We start from the raw sequence: 20,134 nt of genomic DNA on the forward strand, positions 1-20,134 counted from the left end.
TCCGGGCCGGACTGGGGGAAAACCTCCCTCTGATCAAGGGCTTCCCTTGAAGCCGCCCATGGGGTCGTGATATCGGGTTCGCCATGCGCATCCGGCGGCTCGACATCGTCGGCTTCAAGTCGTTCATGGACAAGACCGTGGTCGCCTTCGACGAGGGCGTCACCGGCGTTGTCGGCCCAAATGGGTGCGGGAAGTCCAACGTCGCGGACGCGATCCGCTGGGTGCTCGGCGAGCAGTCCGCCCGGCACCTGCGCGGCCGCTCGATGGAGGACGTGATCTTCAACGGCTCGGAGACGAAGCCGCCCCTCTCCATGGCGGAGGTACTGCTCACCTTCGAGAACGACCGCCCGAGCGAGCTGCCGACCCAGTACCAGGGGTACTCCGAGATCACCGTCGGGCGCCGCCTGTTCCGCAGCGGCGAGTCCGAGTACCTCGTGAACGGCGTGCAGTCGCGGCTGCTCGACGTGAACGACATCTTCTTCGGCTCGGGCGTCGGCCGGACCGCGTACTCGATCATCGAGCAGGGCCGCATCGGCCAGATCGTGTCCGCCCGCCCCGAGGACCGGCGGGCGATCATCGAGGAGGCCGCCGGCATCACGAAGTACAAGAAGCGGCGCGAGGCGGCGGAGCGGAAGATGGAGGCGACGCAGCAGAACATGCTGCGCGTCGCGGACATCGTGCAGGAGCTCGGCAAGCAGCTCGAGAGCCTGAACCGCCAGGCGCGCAAGGCGGAGAAGTACAAGGCCCTGCGCGCGCAGATCCGGGAGCTCGAGCTCCGGTCGGCGGCTGCGCGCTACCTCGAGCTCACCGCGACCCGCCGCGCCGCCGAGGATCGCCACGCGACGCTCAAGGCCGAGGAGGCCGAGGTCGTGGCGCGCCTCGCCGAGCTCGACGGCGGGATCGACGGCGATCGTGCGCTGCTCGCCGAGAGCGAGGGGCGCCTCGCCGAGCTCGGCGCCAAGGAGCACGCGCTCGAGAGCCAGGCGCGGGTCTCCGAGGTCTCGGTCGAGGCCGCCGCGCGCGAGCTCGAGCAGATCGCGGAGCGAACGCGCGCGCAGGCCGCCGAGGTCGAGGCGCTGAAGGCGCAGGCGGAGGCGCTCGCGCAGGAGCGCGAGGCGCTCCTCCAGCAGCGCGACGATCTCCAGTCGCTCGTCACCACCGACGAGACCCGGCTCGTGGACGCCGAGGCCGCGCTCCGCGACGCGGGCCGCGAGCAGGGCGCGCTGCAGGGCGAGGCGGATCGGGCGCGCGCCGCGGCCGGGGCCGCGCTCTCCGAGGCGACCAGCCACAAGAGCCAGCTCGCGCAGCTCGAGCGGCAGCGGCTCGACCTCCGCGGCCGCATCCAGAAGAACCGCGGCGAGGCCGACGACCTCGCCCAGCGCGCCTCCCAGCTCGACGGCTCGCGCTCGCGCTTCGTCGAGAAGCTCGGCCAGACCCGCCAGCTCAAGCTCCGGCTCGACGAGCAGCGCGGCGCGCAGGAGGAGATGCTCGAGCGGACGCGGGCCGAGTTCATCCAGAACGAGGCGCGGCTCATCACGATCCGCGAGGAGCTCGCCGACAAGCGCTCGCGCCTCAACAGCCTCCTCGAGATCGTCCGCAACTACGAGGGCTACGGCCGCGGGGTGCGGAGCCTCATGACCCGCGCCGGCCAGGCGGAGGCGCGCGACCGCGGCGTCTTCGGCCTCGTCGCCGACGTCGTGTCCGCGCCGGCCGAGTACGAGAACGCCATCGAGGCGGTGCTGGGCGAGCGGCTCCAGTACGTCATCGTCGAGAGTCACTCCCAGGGCGTCGAGGCGATCGACTACCTGAAGTCCGCCGCCGAGGGGCGCGCCTCCCTCATCCCGATGGCGCGCCTGCGCGACGCGGCCACGGCCGGCCCCGCGCCGGACCTCGGCGGCCACCCCGGGGTCGTCGCGAGCTGCCTCGACGTCATCCGCTTCGAGTCCTCGTACGAGAAGGTCGTCCGCTTCCTGCTCGGCGACGCGCTCATCGTGCGCGACCTCCCCGCCGCGCTCGAGCTCTGGCAGCAGAGCGGCGACAAGCGGACGCTCGTGACGCTCGACGGCGAGGTGCTGGACCCCTACGGCGTCGTCACCGGCGGCCCGCTGGAGGGCGAGGGGCACGGCGCGCTGCAGCGGCGGCGCGAGGCGCAGGAGCTCGAGGACGTCGTCCGCGGCTTCGAAGCGGACTTCTCGCTGGCGCAGGAGCGGCACCGCACCCTGCAGGCGCGCCTCCTCCAGCTCGAGGCGGCGCTGAAGAGCCTCGACAAGGACGGCCGCGAGAAGGAGCTCGCGCTCCTCGACCAGGAGAAGGATCTCGCCCGCGTCGGCGAGGAGCTCGAGCGCGTGGGCGAGCGGATGGGCGCCCTCGAGATCGAGCGCTCGCAGCTCGAGGAGACGCTCGCGGCGTTCTCGCGCGAGGAGGAGGAGCACCGCGTCGCCGCCGCGACCGCCGAGGCGGAGGTCTCGCGCGCCGAGGAGCGCGCCCGCGACGCCGTCCTCCGGCTCGAGCAGACCCGCCAGCGCGGCGACGTCCTCACCGCCGAGCTGATGAACCTCAAGGTGAAGGTCGCCGCCGACGCCGAGCGCCGCGAGGGGATCGGCGCCGCGCTGAAGCGCATCGACGACGCGCGCCGCGAGGTGGACGAGCGGCGGGCGCGCCTCTTCGCGGCGCTGTCCGAGGCGAACGCGCGCGCGGCCGAGCTGCGCAGCCGGCTGGACGGCACGCGCGTCGATCTCGACCGCCTGTCGCAGGACCTCGCCGGCGTCCGGGAGGAGCTCTCCCGGGCCCGCGCCGAGCACGAGGGGCGCGCCGCCGCCTCGCGCGCCCGCGAGGCCGAGGCCCGCGAGCTCCGCACCCGTGCCGAGACGGCCCGGAGCGCGATGGGCGAGGCGGCGCTCACGGCGCGCGAGCACGCCCTCGAGCTCACCCACCTCGAGGAGCAGACGCGCGAGCGGTGCCAGGCGGAGCTCAAGTGGGAGGTGGCGCGCTTCCACCTGGAGCGGCCGCCGGGCGAGGCAGAGCGCGAGCGGCTCGACGAGCTGAAGGCGCAGTCCGAGCGGATGGGCGCCATCAACCTGACCGCGATCGAGGAGTACGACGACCTCGCCCGCCGCCACGAGTTCATGAGCACCCAGAAGGCGGACCTCGAGCGCTCGCTCGCCGATCTCAAGGCCGCCATCGTGAAGATCAACCGCGCCTCGCGCGAGCGCTTCCAGGAGACGTTCGACCTCGTGAACGAGAAGTTCCAGGCGGTCTTCCCGCGCCTGTTCAACGGCGGCCGCGCCGGGCTCGTGCTCACGCAGGCGGACGGCGACGGGGAGGCGGGCGTCGAGATCTTCTCGCAGCCGCCGGGCAAGAAGCTGCAGAGCGTGAACCTGCTCTCCGGCGGCGAGAAGGCGCTCACCGCCGTGTCGCTCATCTTCGCCATCTTCCTCATCAAGCCGACGCCGTTCTGCCTCCTCGACGAGGTCGACGCGCCGCTCGACGACGCGAACGTCGGCCGCTACAACGAGATGGTGAAGGAGATGTCGAAGACCTCGCAGTTCATCCTCATCACGCACAACAAGCGCACGATGGAGATGGTGGACACGCTCTACGGGGTCACCATGCAGGAGCCGGGCGTCTCGAAGCTCGTCTCCGTCCGGCTCTCCGAGCGCACCAAGGAAGCCGCCGCGGCCTGAACGTCACCGTCGCGCAGCCGCGCAGCTGCCAGGGCCCCCGGCGACGGCGGCCGGCGTTCGCGGGAGGGCCCCGCGCAGCGCGCGGGAGGGGCGAAGCCCCTCAGGCGGGGAACGGTCGCGAGCCCGCGAACGCGGGCGCGACCGTTCACGGGACCCGCCGAGCAGGGGTGGGGACCCCGACGACGGCGGCCGGCGTTCGCGGGAGGGCCCCGCGCAACGCGCGGGAGGGGCGAAGCCCCTCCGGCGGGGAACGGTCGCGAGCCCGCGAACGCGGGCGCGACCGTTCACGGGACCCGCCGAGCAGGGGGGGGGACCCCGACGACGGCGGCCAGCCGTCGGCGGGGCGGGGGCGCAGCCCCCGTGTCTACATCGGGTGCCCCGTCGCCTTGTCGGAGTGGCAGGTCGTGCAGGTCATGCCGCTCGCCACGGGCTCCGTCGTGCTGGTGCCCGGGTGGCACACGAGGCACGTCTTCGACGCGTCGTCGATGGGCGCCGCCGTGAACGCCTTCGTCTCGAGGTAGGTGTTGAGCAGCTCGGCCACCTTCCCGGCGACGTCCGCCGTGAGGCGGGCGCAGCGCGCCTTCTTGTCCGCGCCCGTCGCGGAGACGCCGTTCGCGGCGCACCAGCCGGACACCGACGCGTGGCACAGGTGCGCGCCGGGGACCTGCTGCAGGTTCACGAGGTTCCCCGCGCTGAAGTCCTTCACGAGCCCGGTCTCGCCCGCGTTCACGGCCTGCGGGGTGTACTGCGGGAAGCTCGCGCCCTCGTACCAGCGCATGAGGTCGGTCATGATCGCCGCGCGCGCGGTCGCGTCGGCGACCACCATGTTCGTCACGAGCACGCTGCCGAGGAGGGCGCCGCAGATGCTGCCGTAGCTGGCGATCCCGCCTCCGCCGAACTTGCCGAAGTCGAGCGGGAGCAGCGTGAACGGCGCGCCGGCGGTCTGGGCGAGGTGGCCCAGGAGAGCGCTGTACGCGCCGTGGCAGCAGCCTCCGGCGTAGTACCCCTGGTACGCGGCCTCGCGGATCGGCGTCGGATCGAGCCGGTACCCGGCAGGAAGGTGCTGCTCGTACGGGAAGTCGGCGACCTGCGGTCCCGCCGGCTCCTGCGGCGTCTGCTGCGGGGCCGGGTCCGAGTCCGAGCCGCAGGCCTGAAGGACGCCGAGCGTCACGGCGCCGCCGAGCGCGAGGCCGGCGCGACCCAGCAGGTTTCTACGGGAGAGTTCCTTGGTCACGATGAGCTCCTTCGATGACTGCGAGTTGAGTCCGGCGTGCCGCGCCTCGCGCGGTCTTTGATGGCAGCGGCGGGATCAGTCGACACGCCGTTCGCGACCGTACCGGACGGCCCCGGCGTTAAGTCAATGATTTCGCTGAAGAATCCGTAACCCCGCGCCGGCCCGGGGAGATCGCGCTGACCTTCGAGGGAAGGGTTAACGCCCTGCGTAAACGATGCGTCTGGCTCGTGATTTCGCGACAGACCGCCGCGCCCGCGCGCCGCCGCGCGGCCACTGCGGCGAGCGACCGCGCTCCGAGTTGATTTCATGTCACGACTGCGCCGCCGTCTGCGCTGGGCGGTCGCACGCTCCCGGGGACCTCCGGCCTTGCCTTACCGGGGGAGGCGCGAACCGATTTCGCGGCGTCGGGAAAGCTCCGCCGGAGGGCTGCGCGTTGACACGCCGTTCCGCCGGCCTCTATAGAGTGCCGACTTTCCTGGCGCGCGCCGGGTCCGGCGGACGAGCCGCCCCGGGGCGCGCGGAGTCCGGGGGCCGGAGGCTTCCGCCCCCAAAGCTCGAACGGAGCCCCGCGTGCCGCCGCGTCCCCCGTCCTTCCTCGAGACGCTGACCCCGAACGACTGGATCGCCATCGCGATCGTCGTCCTCCTCGCCCTCCTCGTCGTGGTCGCCGCGATCCGGATCGCGCGCCGCCGCCGGCCGCCGCCGGGGCCGCCCGTCCCGGCCGACGAGATCGAGCGCGAGCTCACCGGCCCGGAGGCGCTCCCGCCCCTGTCGGCGAAGCTGCCGCCGCCCGTCGCCCCGCCGCCGCAGGTGCCCGCGCCGCGCGGCGAGCCCGGCCTGCCCCGCGAGGCGGAGGAGGCGCGCAAGAAGGAGGACTACCGCCGCAAGAAGGAGACGGAGCGGCTCGAGCGTGAGCGCAGGCAGCGCGAGCGCGAGGAGGCCGAGGCGAGGGCGCGAGAGGAGGCGGCGCGCGCCGCGCGCGAGGCCGAGGAGGCGAAGCGCCGCGAGGAGGAGGAGCGCCGGCGGCGCGCGGAGGCCGAGGCGGGCAAGACGCTCGCCGCCGGGCTCGAGAAGACGCGCGGCGGCTTCATGGCGCGGCTCAACGCCCTGTTCTCGGGCGGGCGGCTCGTCGACGACTCCGTCCTCGCCGATCTCGAGGAGGTGCTGTTCACCGCCGACATCGGCGTGAAGACCGCGACGAAGCTCCTCGAGTCCGCCCGCGAGAAGGTCCGGCGGCGCGAGCTCTCGGATCCCGAGCGGCTGAAGGACGCGCTGCGCGAGGAGATCGCGCGCATCCTGGCGCTGGGCGGCGATCCCTCCGCGGCGCGCCCGCTCGAGCTCGGGGCGGCGCGCCCGTGGGTGGTGATGGTCGTGGGCGTGAACGGCTCGGGGAAGACGACCACCATCGGCAAGCTCGCCTCGAAGCTCCAGGGGGACGGGAAGCGGGTCCTCCTCGGCGCGGGCGACACGTTCCGCGCCGCGGCAGGCGAGCAGCTCGAGATCTGGGCGGAGCGCGTGGGCGCGCCCATCGTGCGCGGCAAGGAAGGCGCCGATCCGGCGAGCGTCTGCTTCGAGGCGGTGCAGCGCGGCGCGCAGGACGGCATGGACGTCGTGCTGTGCGACACCGCCGGGCGCCTCCACACGAAGGCGCCGCTCATGGAGGAGCTGAAGAAGGTGAAGCGCGTCATCGGCAAGGCCGCCGAGGGCGCGCCGCACGAGGTGCTGCTCGTGCTCGACTCCACGAACGGCCAGAACGCCATCGCGCAGGCGCGCCAGTTCCACGAGGCGCTCGGCGTCACCGGCATCGTGCTCACGAAGCTCGACGGCACCGCCAAGGGCGGCGTCGTCATCGGCATCTGCGACGAGCTCGGGATCCCGGTACGCTACGTGGGCGTCGGCGAGAGCGTCGCGGACCTGCGGCCCTTCCTGCCCGGCGAGTTCGTCGAGGCGCTGTTTGATTAGAACGGGGCGGCGGCTCGCTCGCTGAGCACTGACCAGGCCAAGCTCGTCGGAGATGCTCATGCAGCCCTTCGCGGTCATCCTCTTCGACATCGACGGCACGCTCGTCTCCGCGGGCGGGGCGGGACGCCGCGCCCTGGAGCGCGCGCTCGAGGAGCGCTGCGGTCCGCTCGCCGGTCGCCTCGCGGGCCTCCGCCTCGACGGGATGACCGACCGGCTCATCGTGCGCGAGGCGCTCGGCCTCCTCGGCCACGGGTTCTCGGACGCGGCGTGCGACGGCGTCCTCGAACGCTACCTGTCCCACCTGCGCGAGGAGATCGCCGACCCGCGCTACGAGGTGCTCCCCGGGGTCGCGTCGCTGCTCGAGGCGCTGCGCGCGCGGGCGCTCCCGTTCGGCCTCTGCACGGGGAACCTCGTGGACGGCGCCCGCGTGAAGCTCGCCCGCGGCGCGCTCGACCACCACTTCGAGTGGGGCCCCGGGGCGATCGGCGGCTTCGCCCATGACGGCGAGGCGCGCGAGCGGGTGGTGGCTGCGGCGCTCGCCCGGGCCTCGGCACGCCTCGGTCGCGCCGTGCACGCGCGCGAGGCGCTCGTCGTCGGTGACACGCCCCGCGACGTGGCGGCGGCGCGGCACGTCGGCTGCCCGGTGCTCGCGGTGGCGACCGGGCGCTATGCCGCCGGGGAGCTCGCGGCGTGCGGCGCGGACCACGTGTCGGCCACGCTCGAGGATCCCGCCGCGCTCCGGCTGCTGCTCGGGTGAGCCGGCGCCGGGCGGGGCCGCGCCTTGACCGGCCCGCGCGGCCCGGGGTATGGCCGGTTCGAGAGAGGGACCCCCAATGGCGAGGCGCACGTCCCCCGCCGCTCCCACGCGACAGCTCCTCCCGCCGATCGACGGTCCGCGCCTCCGCGCCGTCCCCGTCGATCGCTCGCACGTCGCGGAGCTGCAGGCCTGCCTGGAGGGCGCCACCGACTACTTCCAGCGCACCGAGGGCCGCCTGCCCGAGCCGGACGCGGCGCTGCGGCTCGTCGAGGAGGCGGAGGCGGACGACGCCAGGCGCGTGTACTGCCTCGTGCCGCACAGCGGCGGCGCGGCGGTCGGGGTGCTCGACCTGTACCTCCACCACCCCGAGCCCGGCGTCGCGCACGTGGGGCTCCTGCTGTTCCGCGAGTCGTGCCAGGGCATCGGCTACGGGAAGGAGACCGTCGCGGCCCTGGAGCACGCCCTGCAGCGCGCCGGCTTCACCGCGCTCCGCTGCTCGGTCGGCGACGAGAACCCCGGAGCGCAGGCGTTCTGGGAGCGGATCGGGTTCGGCGAGATCGGGCGCCTCGACGGCGGCGTCGCCGTGTACGAGCGGCCGTTCGTCGAGGTGAGCTGACCCGCCCCCGGGCGCGCTTCGCGCGGCAGCGCCCCCAAACGGCGAGCGCGGCCCGGAGGCCGCGCTCGGTTCAGCACGGTGCTCGGCGACGGCTACTCCGCGGAGGGCTGCGGCGCCATCTGCCGGGCGGACCGGGCGAGGTACCCGCGCACGCCCTCGTAGAGGCTCGCGAGACCGACGTAGCCGAAGCCGACCTGGAACAGCACGAGGAACGGCAGCGAGTAGTAGACGCCGCGCTCGACGAGGTAGAGCACGCCGTACGTCATGTACGCGGCAAGGGCGAGCTCGACGATCGGCTGGAAGGTCACCGCCGCCTTGTAGCGCTTCTTCACGACCGAGTCGCCCGCCGACTTCACCCCGTGCTTCGGCGTGCGGGTGAAGGCGGTCTCGTAGCCCATGAGCGCCTCGACGACGGCGCGCGCCTGGTTCACCGCGAGGCCGATGCCGAGCGCCATCACGAACGGCAGGTACTTCACCCGCTCCCAGCGCGTCTTCCCCTGCTCGCGCTGGCTCGCCATGTAGAAGAAGACGACGCTGAAGGTCGCGGCCGCGAAGAACGGCAGGTCGAGGAAGAGCACCTCGAGCGCGCCGTGCGAGACCCGCACCACCACCGTGATCGGCAGGAGGATGGCGAGCGGGATCATCATGAGATACCCGAGGTTCGCGGTGAGGTGCATGAACGCCTCCCGCTTGACCGCCCTCGGCACGTCCGCGCGGCGGATGAGCGGGAGGAGCTTCAGGGCCGTCTGGATGGAGCCCTTCGCCCAGCGGTGCTGCTGGCTCTTGAACGCGTTCATCTCGACCGGGACCTCGGCCGAGGTCACGACGTGCGGGAGGTAGACGAACTTCCAGCCCTTCATCTGCGTGCGGTACGAGAGATCGAGGTCCTCGGTGAGCGTGTCGTGCTGCCAGCCGCCGCCGCTCGCGATGGCGTCGCGGCGCCAGATCCCGGCGGTGCCGTTGAAGTTGAAGAACAGGCCGGACCGGTTGCGCGCGGTGTGCTCGATGACGAAGTGGCCGTCGAGCAGGATCGCCTGCGCCTCGGTGAGGAGCGAGTACGAGCGGTTCAGGTGGCCCCAGCGCGTCTGGACCATCCCGACCTGCGGGTCGGTGAAGAAGTCGAGGGTGCGGCGGAGGAAGTCCGCCTCGGGGATGAAGTCCGCGTCGAACACCGCGACGAACTCGCCCTTCGCGAGCGTGAGCCCGTGCTCGAGCGCCCCCGCCTTGAAGCCCTTGCGGTTCGTGCGGTGCACGTAGGCGATGTCGAGCCCGGTCTTCCGGTGCCGGTCGACGCACGCGCGCGCGATGCCCTGCGTCTCGTCGGTCGAGTCGTCGAGCACCTGGATCTCGAGGAGATCGCGCGGGTAGTCCATCTTCGCGACGGCGTCGATGAGCCGCTCCGTCACGTACATCTCGTTGAAGATCGGCAGCTGGATGGTGACGCGCGGGAGCTGCTCGAAGCGGCCCTTCGGCGACGGCAGCCGGTACTTGTGCCGGTAGTACAGGTACGCCATCGCGTACCGGTGCGAGCCGTACACCGAGAGGAGGAGCAGCAGGAGGGCGTACGCGACGACGACCGATAGCTCGATGGCGCTCATCTGTCCGTTTTTTCGGGATGCGGCAGGGCGACCGCTCCCCTGGCGGGGACCTGCAAAACCGGGCGGACTATAGCCTCCCCGTCCGCGAAGTCAATCAAGCCAAAACCTGCGCCCCGACAGGCGAAAACGGGATTGTTCCGCGCAGGTTACCTCCTCGCACCCGGGCGCCCTCCCGCGCGGCAGGTGCGACCTCGGAGACGGCCCCCGCGCGGTCCGCCTCAAACGTCATTCGCGCTTCACCGCGAGGCCTGGAGAAGGCGGCGCGGAGGCCTTCAGAATGTCGACGGCGCGCAGGTAGTCGAGGGCGGTGTGCAGCGGGTGGTCTTCGCTCCCCGGTGTCCCTGCACCCGCCCCGGAAGTAGCGTCCGATGAGATCGACTCGTTGCGGAGGTGACCCTTCAGGTCCTTCTCGCCGGGGGAGGCGTCCGCGACCGCGGGGGGGACACCCTCGCCGACGACCACGTCCGGCGTGATGCCCCGCTCCTGGATGGAGCGGTGCTTCGGGGTGAAGTAGCGGGCCACGGTGAGCTTCAGCCCCGAGCCGTCCTCGAGCTCCACGATGGTCTGGACCGAGCCCTTCCCGAAGGTGGGGGTGCCCATGATCACGGCGCGCCCGTGGTCCTGCAGCGCCCCCGCGACGATCTCGCTCGCGCTCGCGGTCCCCTTGTTCACGAGCACGATGATCGGGTACGGCGGCTCGGTGTCCTTCTCGCGCGCCTTCTCGACCTGGACGTCGCGGCGCCCACGCCCCTCGGTCGTCACGATGATCCCGGAGGCGAGGAAGAGGTCCGCCACCCGCACGGCCTGATCGAGGAGGCCGCCGGGGTTGCCGCGGAGGTCGAGCACGAGGCCGCGCAGCTCGCCGCCGAGCCGAGCCCGCGCGTCGTCGAGCGCCTTCTTCACGCCGCGATCGGTCCGCTCCTGGAACGCCTTCACGCGCACGTACGCGTAGCGCCGCTCCGGGTCGAGGATCCTGAGCTCGACGCTCTGGGCCCGTACGTGGTCGCGCACGAGCGTGAGCGCCTGCGGCGCGGAGAACCCGTCGCGCATCACCTCGAGCACCGCCCGCGTCCCCGCCGGGCCCTTCATGCGCCGGATGGACTCGGCGAGCGGCAGGTCCTTCGTGGGCGTCCCGTCGATGGCGAGGATCCGGTCGCCGGGGCGCAGGCCCGCGCGCTCGCCGGGCGAGTCCGCGAGGGGCGCGACCACGGTGAGCGCGCCGCCCGAGATCGCGACCTCCACGCCGAGCCCGTCGAACTCGCCGGTCGTGTCCTCCCGCAGCTGCCGGTACACGTCGGGCCGCATGAACGAAGAGTGCGGGTCGAGCCGCCCGACGATCCCGTCGATCGCGCCGTAGACGAGCTCCTGCTCCTTCACGTCCTCGACGTAGTCGTTCTCGACCTTCTCGAGCACCTCGGCGAACACGTCGAGCGGGCGGTACGGCGCGGCGGCCCCGCGCCGCGCGGCCGAGGCCACGTGCTCCACGCCGAGCCCGGCGAGGAAGGCGACCGCGAGCGCGCCGACGAGCGCGATGCGGGGGAGGAAGGGCCGGCGCGTCATGGGGCGATCATACCCGAGGCGCGCGACCGGTTGGAGCGCCGCCGCCGGGCGTCTTTGAGCGATCCGGGGCCGGTCACGGCGCGAGCCAGGGGCGCGGATCCACTGGGCGCCCGCGCTCGCGCAGCTCGAAGTACAGGTAGGGCCCCTTGAGCGAGCCCGAGTCCCCGACCGTGCCGAGCACCGCGCCCGCGTCCACGACCTCGCCCATGGCGGTCTGCATCGCGCCGAGGTGCGCGAAGAGCGTGTGGTAGCCCTCCCCGTGCTCCACGATGACGAGGTTGCCATACCCCTTGAACCAGCCGGCGTGCACCACCCGGCCTGGCGCGACCGAGCGGACCGGGGCGCCGGCGCGGGCGGCGATGTCGAGCCCGTTCTGCACCGTGACGGTGTTGAACTTGGGGTTCACGATGCGGCCGAAGCCCACCGCGATGGCCCCGACGGTGGGCGCCGGCAGCCGCCCCCTGCGCGCGGCGAACCCGCCCGGCAGCGCGCTCCCCACCCGCGGCGGCGGGAGGGTGGCCACGAAGTCCGCGAGCCGCCTCGCCTGCGTGGCCGCCTCCCGCGCCGCGCGCTCGTGGAACCCGCGCGCGCTGCGGAGCGCCGTGAGCAGCGTCTCGCGCTCCTCGCGGCGCGCCTCCGCCTGCGTGCGCCGCTCCACCGCCTCGCCGGCGAGCGCGTCGAGCCGGGCCGCCTCTCGGGCGCGCTCGGCCCGGGCCGCCTCGCCCTCCCGCGCGGCCGCCTGCGCGTCGGCGAGGAGCGCGGCGTCCCGCGAGAGGATCCGGTCCATGAGGTAGCTGCGCTTCACGAGGTCGGCGAGCGAGGCGCTGGCGAGGAGCAGCCGCAGCTCGCCGGCCGGCCCCATGCGCGCGCGCGCGGCGAGCCGCGGCCGGAGCTCCGCCAGGCGGGCGCGGAGCCTCGCCCGCGCGCCCGCCTCCACCTCGCGCGCGTGGGCGAGCCCGGCCGACGCCTCCGCGCGCTCCGCCTCGACCCGGCGGAGCTCCGCGCGGGCGGTGGTGAGCGCCGTCTCCGCCTCCCCCAGGGTGTCGAGGACCGAGCGCTCCTGCTGCGCGAGGAGGCGCGCCGCGGTCTCCTCCGCGCGCCGCCGGGCCTCGAGCGCGGAGAGCTGGGCCCGGGGATCCGCGGCGGCGAGCGCGAGCGCGAGCGCGAGGGCGAGCGCGGCGGGCACGGGTCAGGTCCGCCGCAGGGCGCGGGCGACGGAGAGGGCGCTCCCGAGGAGGCCGATCCCCGCCCCGCCGCCGACGAGGGCGACGACGAGCGCCGGCGGCAGCGTGTCGGCGAGCGTGAGCGCGCGCGCCGCCGACACGGCGGCGGCGAGGCGCGGCACGAGCAGCCCGTGGACCCCCGCGAGCGCGAGCACCGCCGCCCCCGCGCCGAGGAGCCCCTGCAGCAAGCCCTCGAGGAGGAACGGCGTGGCGACGAACGCGTCCGTGGCGCCGACGAGCTTCATGATCTCGATCTCCTCGCGGCGGGCGAACACCGCGAGCCGGAGCGTGTTCGAGACCAGGATCGCGGTGGCGAGCGCCAGCGCGCCGAACAGGAAGACGGCCGCGGTCCGCGCGCGCGCGACGAAGCGCTCGACGCCCTCGAGCCAGGCGGTGCCGTAGTCCACGTCGTCGGCGCCGGGCACCGAGCGGAGCCGCGCCGCGAGCTCGCGGGCGCCGTCGAGCGACAGCCCGGGCGCCTCGATCTCCACCGCGTCCGGCAGCGCGCCAGGGCCGACGCCCTCGAGCACGTGCGCCTGCTCGCCGAGCGAGTCCGCGAGCCGCGAGAGCGCGACCTCGGAGGGCACCGCCTCGACCCGCCGCCCCGGCGCGAGCGCGGCGGCGGCCGCCCGGGCGCGCTCGAGATCCGCGCCCGGCGCGAGGTACACCGAGACGCGCACCTCGCCCGCCCACGCGGCGAGGAGCCGCTCGGCGCCGCCGAGCGCGCCGGCGAACAGCCCGGTCGCGAACACCGCCACGAAGACGGTGGCCGCCCCCACCAGCGCGACGTACGGCCCGCGGGCCATGGACTCGAGCGCGCGGCGCGCGGCGCGGAGCGGGCGGAGGGCCATGTCAGGAGACGGCGCGGCGGACGGAGTCGCCGTCGGAGAGGAGGCGGCCCGCCTGGAGCACCACGACGCGCTTCTTGTAGCGCTCGAGCAGCGAGCGGTCGTGGGTGGCCACCACCACGGTGGTGCCGCGCGCGTTCGCGCCGTAGAGCAGGTCCATCACCTCGAGCGTGCGCTCCGGATCGAGGTTGCCCGTCGGCTCGTCCGCGAGGAGGAGCGCCGGGTCCGGCGCGAGCGCGCGCGCCACCGCGACCCGCTGCTGCTCGCCGCCGGAGAGCGAGGGCGGGAACTTGTCGGCGCGGTGCTCGAGGCCGACCGAGCGCAGGAGCCCGCGCACCTTGCGGCGGATCTCCTTCTGCGCGAGCCCCCGCACCTCGAGCGGCAGCGCCACGTTCTCGGCGACGGTGCGGTTCGCGAGGAGCTTGAAGTCCTGGAAGACCACCCCGATGTTGCGCCGCACGAAGGGGATCGCGGAGGCGGAGATCTTCGCCACGTTCTTGCCGAAGAGGAGGAGCTGCCCGGCGGTGGCGGGCTCGTCGCAGAAGATGAGCTTGAGGAGCGTCGACTTGCCGGCGCCCGAGGCGCCGGTGAGGAAGACGAACTCCCCCTTGTCGATCTCGAGCGACACGTCCTGGAGCGCCGGGCCGTCGCCCGGGTACTCCTTGGTGACGTGAAAGAGCTGGATCACGGGGGAGCTTGCGGGGGCCGGATCACTTGCGATCGCCGAGGTCGTCGGCGAGGTACGAGAGGATGACCTCGTCGAGGCTCTTCTCGCTGACGAGGTCCTCGCCGAAGAGCGTCTCGGCGCCGGCGCCACGGAGCGCCGGGACGGGCGCATCGCGGGCGGCGACCACCTCGGGAGGGAGCGACCGCGCAGCGGGCGGGCGCGGCAGCGCGACGCCGTCGCGGAGCTTCACCGCGGGCGCGCGCTCCGCCTGGATCTGGCCGGGCTGGAACGCCTGCGCCTGCGCGCTGTAGACGGCGTCGATGTCGTCGTACACGCCGTTCACGAGGTTCCGCAGCATCTCCTTGTGCTGCTCCTCCATGAGCTCGCGCACCACCTGGGCGAGGTTGTCCGCCCCGACGATGTCCGCGTAGGAGGTCTTCTTCGAGGCGAGGATGTTCCCGCCCACGAACAGGTGCGTGATGATGTGCGGGTTGTCGAGGCCGGAGTCCTCGGTCTGGATGTGGTACGGCTTCCCCTTGTGCTTGATGTTGTGGTTGAAGCCAACCACCATCTTCTTCGCGTCGCCGGCCATTCGAGGCTCCGAGACTACCGCCGCGCGCACGCGCCATCAAGCCGACGGCCGGGCGGAAACCCGCGTCAAAACTCAGGGTACGCGCGATCCCGCGAATGCGAACGCGCGGGGTACTCGCCCCGGCGAGCAGGGGTGGGCCCCGGCAGCTCCGCGGCTGGGGCGGGGTCCCCGCTAGACATCCACGTGCTCCGCCGACGTGACGGTCCGGCCCAGGAACCGCCCCGCCACCGCGAGGAACTTCTCCGGCGCGTCGGTGACGAGGAACGCGTGCGCGCCCTCGCGACCGCTCTCGTCTCCGAGGCGCGCCCGGACCTCCGCTGCGATGGCGTCGGCGCTGTCGACGAGCGCGAGCTCGGGGAGCTCGCGGGCGATCGCCGCGCGGAGCAGCGGGTAGTGCGTGCAGCCGAGGACGAGCGTGTCGACGCGCTCGTCGCGGAGCGGCGCGAGGTACCGGGCGACGACGCCGCGCACGACCGGATCGTCGGGATCGGTCCAGCCCTCCTCCGCGAGCGGCACGAAGAGCGGGCAGGCCCGGGCGACGACCTCCGCGTCGGGCCGCGCCGCGCGGAGCGCCGCCTGGTACGCGCCGCTCGAGACGGTGCCCTGTGTCCCGATCACGCCGATGCGGCCGCCGCGCGAGGCGCGGATCGCGGCGCGGACGCCGGGCTCCACCACCCCGAGCACGGGGACGGCGAGCTCCGCGCGCAGCGCGGGGAGCGCGACGGCCGAGGCGGTGTTGCAGGCGACCACGAGCAGATCGATCCCGCGGCGGGCGAGCACGCGGGCGTTCCTGAGCGAGTACTGCGTGACCGTGTCGGCGGACTTCGTGCCGTAGGGCACGCGGGCGGTGTCGCCCAGGTACACGGTGTCCACCGAGGGGAGCGCCTCGAGGATGGCGCGCTGGACGGTGAGGCCGCCGACCCCCGAGTCGAAGATGCCGATGCGTGACACGGCGCGGAGTCTACTCGTTCCCCGAAAAATGCGAAGCGCGGGCCTCGGGGGCCCGCGCCTCGCGGAAGGCGTGCGCGCGAGCTACGGGCAGCTCGGCGGCGGCGTCACGAGCGTCGGCGCGAAGCCCGCGTCGCCGATCTGCGCGGCGAAGTGATCGAACGGGACGGTGCAGGAGTCGAGCACCACCTGGCCGCTGCTCGGCCCCTGCGTGGCGATGCCCTGCATCCGGACGGTGTAGTTGTCGAGGTCCAGATCACCGGCGAAGACCGTGGTCGGGAGCGGATCGGAGCAGCCCACCACGTTCGCGTCGACGCGCGTGCCGTACGAGTCGCGCACCTCGTACGAGACGTTCGGCCACCCGGCCTCGGCGCAGCTGCGGTAGTCCGTCGGCGCCTGCGCGGGACCCAGCGCGAGGTACGCGAAGAGGTCCATCGGCGCGCGCACCGCGTCCAGGTCGACGATGCCCTGATCCGTCTCCGCGCCCGCGATCACGTGCAGCGCGACCGTGGTCTCGTAGACGGCGTAGTTGCCGCGCCAGCCCCGGATGCGGGCGGACGGCGAGCCGGCGGGCAGCCCGTCCAGCGTCGCACCCTGCACGCCCTGGTACACGCAGTCGACGACGAACTGCGGGAGCCCGGCGGCGTCGATGGTGACGACCTCGACCGCCGACTGCGCGCACGCGCCGGTCCCGGTGTGCGTGAGGGTCGCGTCGTCGTACAGCACGGTGCCCCCCTGCGTGTTCCTCAGGAAGTCCCAGTAGACGATCGCGGACCCCACTCCGCTGGGGGGGAGGGTGCGGTGGTTGTCGTCGCCGACGATGCAGCCGGAGGCGACGACGGCGGTGGCGAGGATCAGGGCGAGGCGTCTCATGTCATTCTCCGGGCGAGGTCGCGCGAGGCAGTCGAGCGAGAGACCGAGCAACCGATGTGCCACGCGATGCGGACGCGCGGGGGCGCGATTTCATGCAATCGTGCCCCCCGCGGACGGGTTGCCAGGGGGCGACGCCGTGACAGGTCCTCACACTCCCCTGACCCGACATGTAGGCGCACGAACGGGGCAGAATTCGCTCGCTGGGGCGTTTCCTTCTTGCGGGGCTCGCCCGTGCTAAACAAGCGACCACTCTATCGGTGCTCATGACGAACCTCATCCTGCCCCTGCCCGCCCCTCTCGCCGCCGCCGGCGGCGACGGTCTCGACTACTTCGAGATCGCCAAGAACTCCGGCCCCATCGGGATCGGAGTGCTCCTCCTGCTGCTCGGCGCGTCCGCCGTGTCCTGGGCCATCATCGTCAAGAAGTGGCTCCAGATCCGGCGCGCGCAGGACGAGTCCGTGAAGTTCCTCGAGACCTTCTGGCAGTCGAAGCGCCTCGACGCGATCTACCAGGCGGCCGAGTCCCTCTCCGCCTCCCCGATCAGCCAGGTGTTCCGCGCCGGCTACGTCGAGCTCTCGAAGGTCACGGCGCAGAAGAAGGAGGCCGGCGGCGAGGTGAACATGAGCGACGAGCTCGGCGGGATCGAGAACGTCGAGCGCGCGCTGAAGCGCGCCGCCGCGTCCGAGGTGACCCACCTCGAGGCGCAGGTCCCGTTCCTCGGCACCACGGCGAGCGCGGCGCCGTTCGTCGGCCTGTTCGGCACGGTGTGGGGGATCATGCGCGCCTTCCACGACATCTACCAGGCCGGGAACGCAAACCTCGCCACCGTCGCGAAGCCGATCTCCGAGGCGCTCATCGCCACGGCGGTGGGCCTCTTCGCGGCCATCCCCGCGGTCGTGGCGTACAACTACTTCGTGTCGAAGATCCGCGTCCTCGACAGCGAGATGACGAACTTCTCGAACGACTTCCTCAACATCGTCCGGCGTCACTTCTTCAGCTAGGAGCCAACGCCCGTGGCTGCGTCGAGCGGCGGCTCCGGCCGCCAGACCCTCACCGAGATCAACGTCACGCCGCTCGTCGACGTGATGCTCGTGCTCCTCATCATCTTCATGGTCACCGCGCCCCTCATCCAGCAGGGCGTCGAGGTGAGCCTCCCCGAGGCGCGCGCCAAGGCCGTCGAGGCGGAGGACCAGAAGCTCGTCCTCTCGATCAAGTCCGATCACTCGCTGTACCTCGGCTCGAGCGAGGACGCGGCGCGCATCCCGTTCGAGTCGCTCGAGGACAAGCTGCGCGCGAACGCCCGCGCCATGAAGGACCGCGAGCTCTACCTCATGGCCGACAAGACGCTGCCCTACGGCTTCGTCGTCGACGTCATGGCCACCGTCCAGCGCGCGGGCATCACCAACGTCGGCATGATCACCAACCCCGCCGCGGACAAGGTGCGCGAGGCGAGGCAGGAGGGCCGGCGGTAGATGGCGGCGATCCCGGTCACGACCGCGCTCCGCCGGAAGGACCGGCTCTGGCCCGCGACGACCTTCTCCGTGGCCGTGCACGCGGCGCTCATCGTCTGGGTGGTCGTGCGCGTACCGCCGCCCACGATCGACCTCCAGCAGAAGCCGATCGTCGCGAAGCTCGTCCGGATGGGCCCGAAGAAGCCGCAGGAGTACCTCCCGCGCAAGGAGGCCCCGCCGCCTCCCGCGCCCGCAGAGGCCGCCCCGACGCCGGTCGCCGCCCCCGCGCCGCCGGCGCCCGCCGCCCCCTCCGTCGCCATCGCGAAGGCCGAGCCGAAGCCCGCGCCGCCGAAGGCGCAGAGCCCGAACCCGGGCAAGGCGACCAGCAACTCGCTCGCGTCGGTGCTCTCGAAGGTGCGCGCGTCCGCGGCGAAGGCGGAGCCGCAGTACGGCGATCCCGACGGGGATCCCCTCGGCGACTCCGAGGAGGGAGAGGAGGGCGACCTGTACCTCGCGTCGATCGTCCGCGAGCTGCACGCGAACTACGACGTGCCGTCGACGATCTCCGAGCGCGAGCGGATGCACCTCTTCGCGATCGTCGTCATCTTCATCGAGCCCGACGGACGAATCGGCCGATGGCAGGTCCAGACGCCGTCCGGCAACTCCGCCTTCGACGCCGCCCTCGAGCGGACGCTCCGCAAGACGCGCTTCCCTCCGCCCCCCGCCGCATCGCGTGAGTCCTATCGCCGCTCCGGCCAGCCGGTGAAGTTCACCTTGTGATGACTGCCCCCATGACCCTCACACGCACCCTCGCGCTCGCCGCCCTCGCGGCCGCGCTGCCCGCGCTCGCCCAGGAGCGCCCGACCCTCACCATCGGCTCGCCCAACTTCCAGCCGCTCCCCATCGCCGTGGCGCAGTTCCAGGGCGAGGGCGGCGACGCCCGCGCCGGCGAGGTGACGGAGGTGGTCCGGGGCGACCTCACCCTCTCCGGCCTCTTCGACGTGCTCGACCCGCGCGGCTTCCTCGCCGATCCCTCGGAGGGCTGGGCCGCCCCGACGATCCGCTTCGCGCGCTGGACGGACGTCGGCGCGGAGGGGCTCGTGAAGGCGCGCATGCGTCAGGTGGCGGGCACGCTCGAGGGCGAGCTCCACCTGTACGAGGTGCGCGCCGGGCGCGAGGTGCTGGTGAAGCGCGTCAGCGCGCAGGCGTCCGATCCGCGCGGGCTCGCTCACCGCATCTCCGACGAGATCGTCCGCTACTACACGCGCGAGCCGGGGGTCTTCTCGACGAAGCTCGTGGCGATCCGCAAGATCCGCGGGGCCTACGAGCTCGTGATGCTCGACGCGGACGGCAAGAACCCGCGCGTCCTCCTCTCCGAGCGCACCATCCTCCTCGCGCCCGCGTGGCGCCCGGACGGCGGCGCGGTGCTCCTCACGAGCTACCGCAACGGCCGCCCCGAGCTGTGGCTCTACACGCTCGCCGACAAGGGCTTCCGGCGCCTCGCCGCCATCCCGAACGCCTACGGCGGGGTCTACTCGCCGGACGGCAGGCAGATCGCCTTCACCATCACGGATCGCGCGAACAGCGACGTGTGGGTGATGAACGCGGACGGCTCCGGCGCGCGGCGGCTCACGCGCGAGGCCGCCCTCGACCTCTCGCCCTCCTGGTCCCCGGACGGCAAGCGGCTCGCGTTCGTCTCCGACCGGAGCGGCACGCCGCAGATCTACCTGATGGGCGCGGACGGCTCGAGCCCGAAGCGGCTCACCTTCCAGGGAAACTACAACCAGACGCCGGCCTGGAGCCCGCGCGGTGACGCCATCGCGTTCACCGCGCGCGACGAGCGCAAGGTGTTCGACGTGTTCGTCGTCTCGCCCGACAACGGCAAGATCCAGCGCGTGACGCAGGACCAGGGGCGCACGAACGAGGAGCCGACCTGGGCGCCCAACGGGCGGCTGCTGGCGATCAAGACCGATCGCGCCGGCGCCGGGTTCCAGCTCGTCGTGTCCGACGCGCGCGGCGAGAAGCAGACCGTGATCTCCGCCGGCGGCGGCGGGGAGCTCTCCGCGCCGGCCTGGGGCCCGCTCGCCGAGTAGCCCGGCCCCGCAAGCCCGCGGGGACGACC

General features: G+C 73.2%; 17 protein-coding genes. 8 read left to right on the forward strand and 9 right to left on the reverse strand.

The genetic code is table 11. From position 1 onward, the window contains the following. Window positions 1-83: 83 nt before the first annotated feature. A complete protein-coding gene (smc, locus tag MNY60_RS11320) occupies window positions 84-3,683 on the forward strand; it encodes a chromosome segregation protein SMC (RefSeq protein ID WP_242360633.1) in 3,600 nt (1,199 codons plus the stop codon). A 364-nt stretch (window positions 3,684-4,047) separates the two neighbouring features. Here the strand turns inward: smc and MNY60_RS11325 are convergent, their stop codons facing one another. Beyond that, the gene (locus MNY60_RS11325; RefSeq protein WP_242360634.1) at window positions 4,048-4,917 is read right to left on the reverse strand and encodes a C-GCAxxG-C-C family protein; all 870 of its coding nucleotides are present in this window, start codon (window positions 4,915-4,917) and stop codon (window positions 4,048-4,050) included. Window positions 4,918-5,487: 570 nt separating this feature from the next. Here MNY60_RS11325 and ftsY point away from each other — a divergent pair. The 3 genes from ftsY to MNY60_RS11340 all read left to right on the forward strand — a co-directional run bounded on the left by ftsY (window position 5,488) and on the right by MNY60_RS11340 (window position 8,252). Then, window positions 5,488-6,879, forward strand: coding sequence for a signal recognition particle-docking protein FtsY (ftsY, locus tag MNY60_RS11330; RefSeq protein WP_242360635.1), 1,392 nt, complete (start codon window positions 5,488-5,490; stop codon window positions 6,877-6,879). Between the two features lie 58 nt (window positions 6,880-6,937). After that, window positions 6,938-7,636: an HAD family hydrolase gene (locus MNY60_RS11335; protein ID WP_242339601.1), complete on the forward strand. Its 699-nt coding sequence runs from the start codon at window positions 6,938-6,940 to the stop codon at window positions 7,634-7,636. Window positions 7,637-7,712: 76 nt separating this feature from the next. Next, complete coding sequence (locus MNY60_RS11340; protein WP_242360636.1) at window positions 7,713-8,252, forward strand: GNAT family N-acetyltransferase; 540 nt, start codon at window positions 7,713-7,715, stop codon at window positions 8,250-8,252. Between the two features lie 92 nt (window positions 8,253-8,344). On the opposite strand, the gene MNY60_RS11345 is transcribed toward MNY60_RS11340, so the two are convergent. From MNY60_RS11345 to MNY60_RS11380, 8 genes are all read right to left on the reverse strand, one after another. Further along, window positions 8,345-9,850: a cellulose synthase family protein gene (locus MNY60_RS11345; protein WP_242360637.1), complete on the reverse strand. Its 1,506-nt coding sequence runs from the start codon at window positions 9,848-9,850 to the stop codon at window positions 8,345-8,347. 225 nt (window positions 9,851-10,075) lie between these two features. Beyond that, window positions 10,076-11,410, reverse strand: a complete 1,335-nt coding sequence (locus tag MNY60_RS11350; RefSeq protein ID WP_242360638.1) for a S41 family peptidase — start codon at window positions 11,408-11,410, stop codon at window positions 10,076-10,078. Between the two features lie 73 nt (window positions 11,411-11,483). Beyond that, a complete protein-coding gene (locus MNY60_RS24255; RefSeq protein ID WP_242360639.1) occupies window positions 11,484-12,596 on the reverse strand; it encodes a peptidoglycan DD-metalloendopeptidase family protein in 1,113 nt (370 codons plus the stop codon). A 3-nt stretch (window positions 12,597-12,599) separates the two neighbouring features. Continuing rightward, window positions 12,600-13,484, reverse strand: coding sequence for an ABC transporter permease (locus MNY60_RS11360; RefSeq protein ID WP_242360640.1), 885 nt, complete (start codon window positions 13,482-13,484; stop codon window positions 12,600-12,602). 1 nt (window position 13,485) lies between these two features. Beyond that, the gene (gene ftsE, locus MNY60_RS11365; RefSeq protein ID WP_242340548.1) at window positions 13,486-14,169 is read right to left on the reverse strand and encodes a cell division ATP-binding protein FtsE; all 684 of its coding nucleotides are present in this window, start codon (window positions 14,167-14,169) and stop codon (window positions 13,486-13,488) included. 22 nt (window positions 14,170-14,191) lie between these two features. Beyond that, window positions 14,192-14,740 (reverse strand): hypothetical protein, encoded by a 549-nt coding sequence (locus tag MNY60_RS11370; RefSeq protein WP_242360641.1) that lies wholly within the window; start codon window positions 14,738-14,740, stop codon window positions 14,192-14,194. Window positions 14,741-14,911: 171 nt separating this feature from the next. Beyond that, window positions 14,912-15,691 carry a glutamate racemase gene (gene murI / locus MNY60_RS11375; RefSeq protein ID WP_242360642.1) on the reverse strand — a complete coding sequence of 260 codons (780 nt, stop codon included), beginning with the start codon at window positions 15,689-15,691 and terminating at the stop codon, window positions 14,912-14,914. A gap of 81 nt (window positions 15,692-15,772) precedes the next feature. After that, window positions 15,773-16,561 carry a hypothetical protein gene (locus tag MNY60_RS11380; RefSeq protein WP_242340545.1) on the reverse strand — a complete coding sequence of 263 codons (789 nt, stop codon included), beginning with the start codon at window positions 16,559-16,561 and terminating at the stop codon, window positions 15,773-15,775. Between the two features lie 263 nt (window positions 16,562-16,824). Here MNY60_RS11380 and tolQ point away from each other — a divergent pair, with 263 nt between their 5' ends. Genes tolQ through MNY60_RS11400 form a run of 4 tightly spaced genes read left to right on the forward strand, consistent with a single transcriptional unit; the run spans window position 16,825 to window position 20,105 of the window. Next, a complete protein-coding gene (tolQ, locus tag MNY60_RS11385; protein ID WP_242340544.1) occupies window positions 16,825-17,562 on the forward strand; it encodes a protein TolQ in 738 nt (245 codons plus the stop codon). Window positions 17,563-17,574: 12 nt separating this feature from the next. Then, window positions 17,575-18,033, forward strand: coding sequence for a protein TolR (gene tolR / locus MNY60_RS11390; protein WP_242340543.1), 459 nt, complete (start codon window positions 17,575-17,577; stop codon window positions 18,031-18,033). Further along, on the forward strand, window positions 18,034-18,792 hold the full coding sequence (locus MNY60_RS11395) for an energy transducer TonB (RefSeq protein WP_242340542.1): 759 nt from the start codon (window positions 18,034-18,036) through the stop codon (window positions 18,790-18,792). 11 nt (window positions 18,793-18,803) lie between these two features. Beyond that, window positions 18,804-20,105, forward strand: coding sequence for a DPP IV N-terminal domain-containing protein (locus MNY60_RS11400; RefSeq protein ID WP_242360643.1), 1,302 nt, complete (start codon window positions 18,804-18,806; stop codon window positions 20,103-20,105). The last annotated feature ends 29 nt before the right edge of the window (window positions 20,106-20,134 follow it).

The sequence above is a fragment of the Anaeromyxobacter sp. SG17 genome (assembly GCF_022690695.1).
GTDB classification, from domain to species: Bacteria; Myxococcota; Myxococcia; order Myxococcales; family Anaeromyxobacteraceae; genus Anaeromyxobacter; species Anaeromyxobacter soli.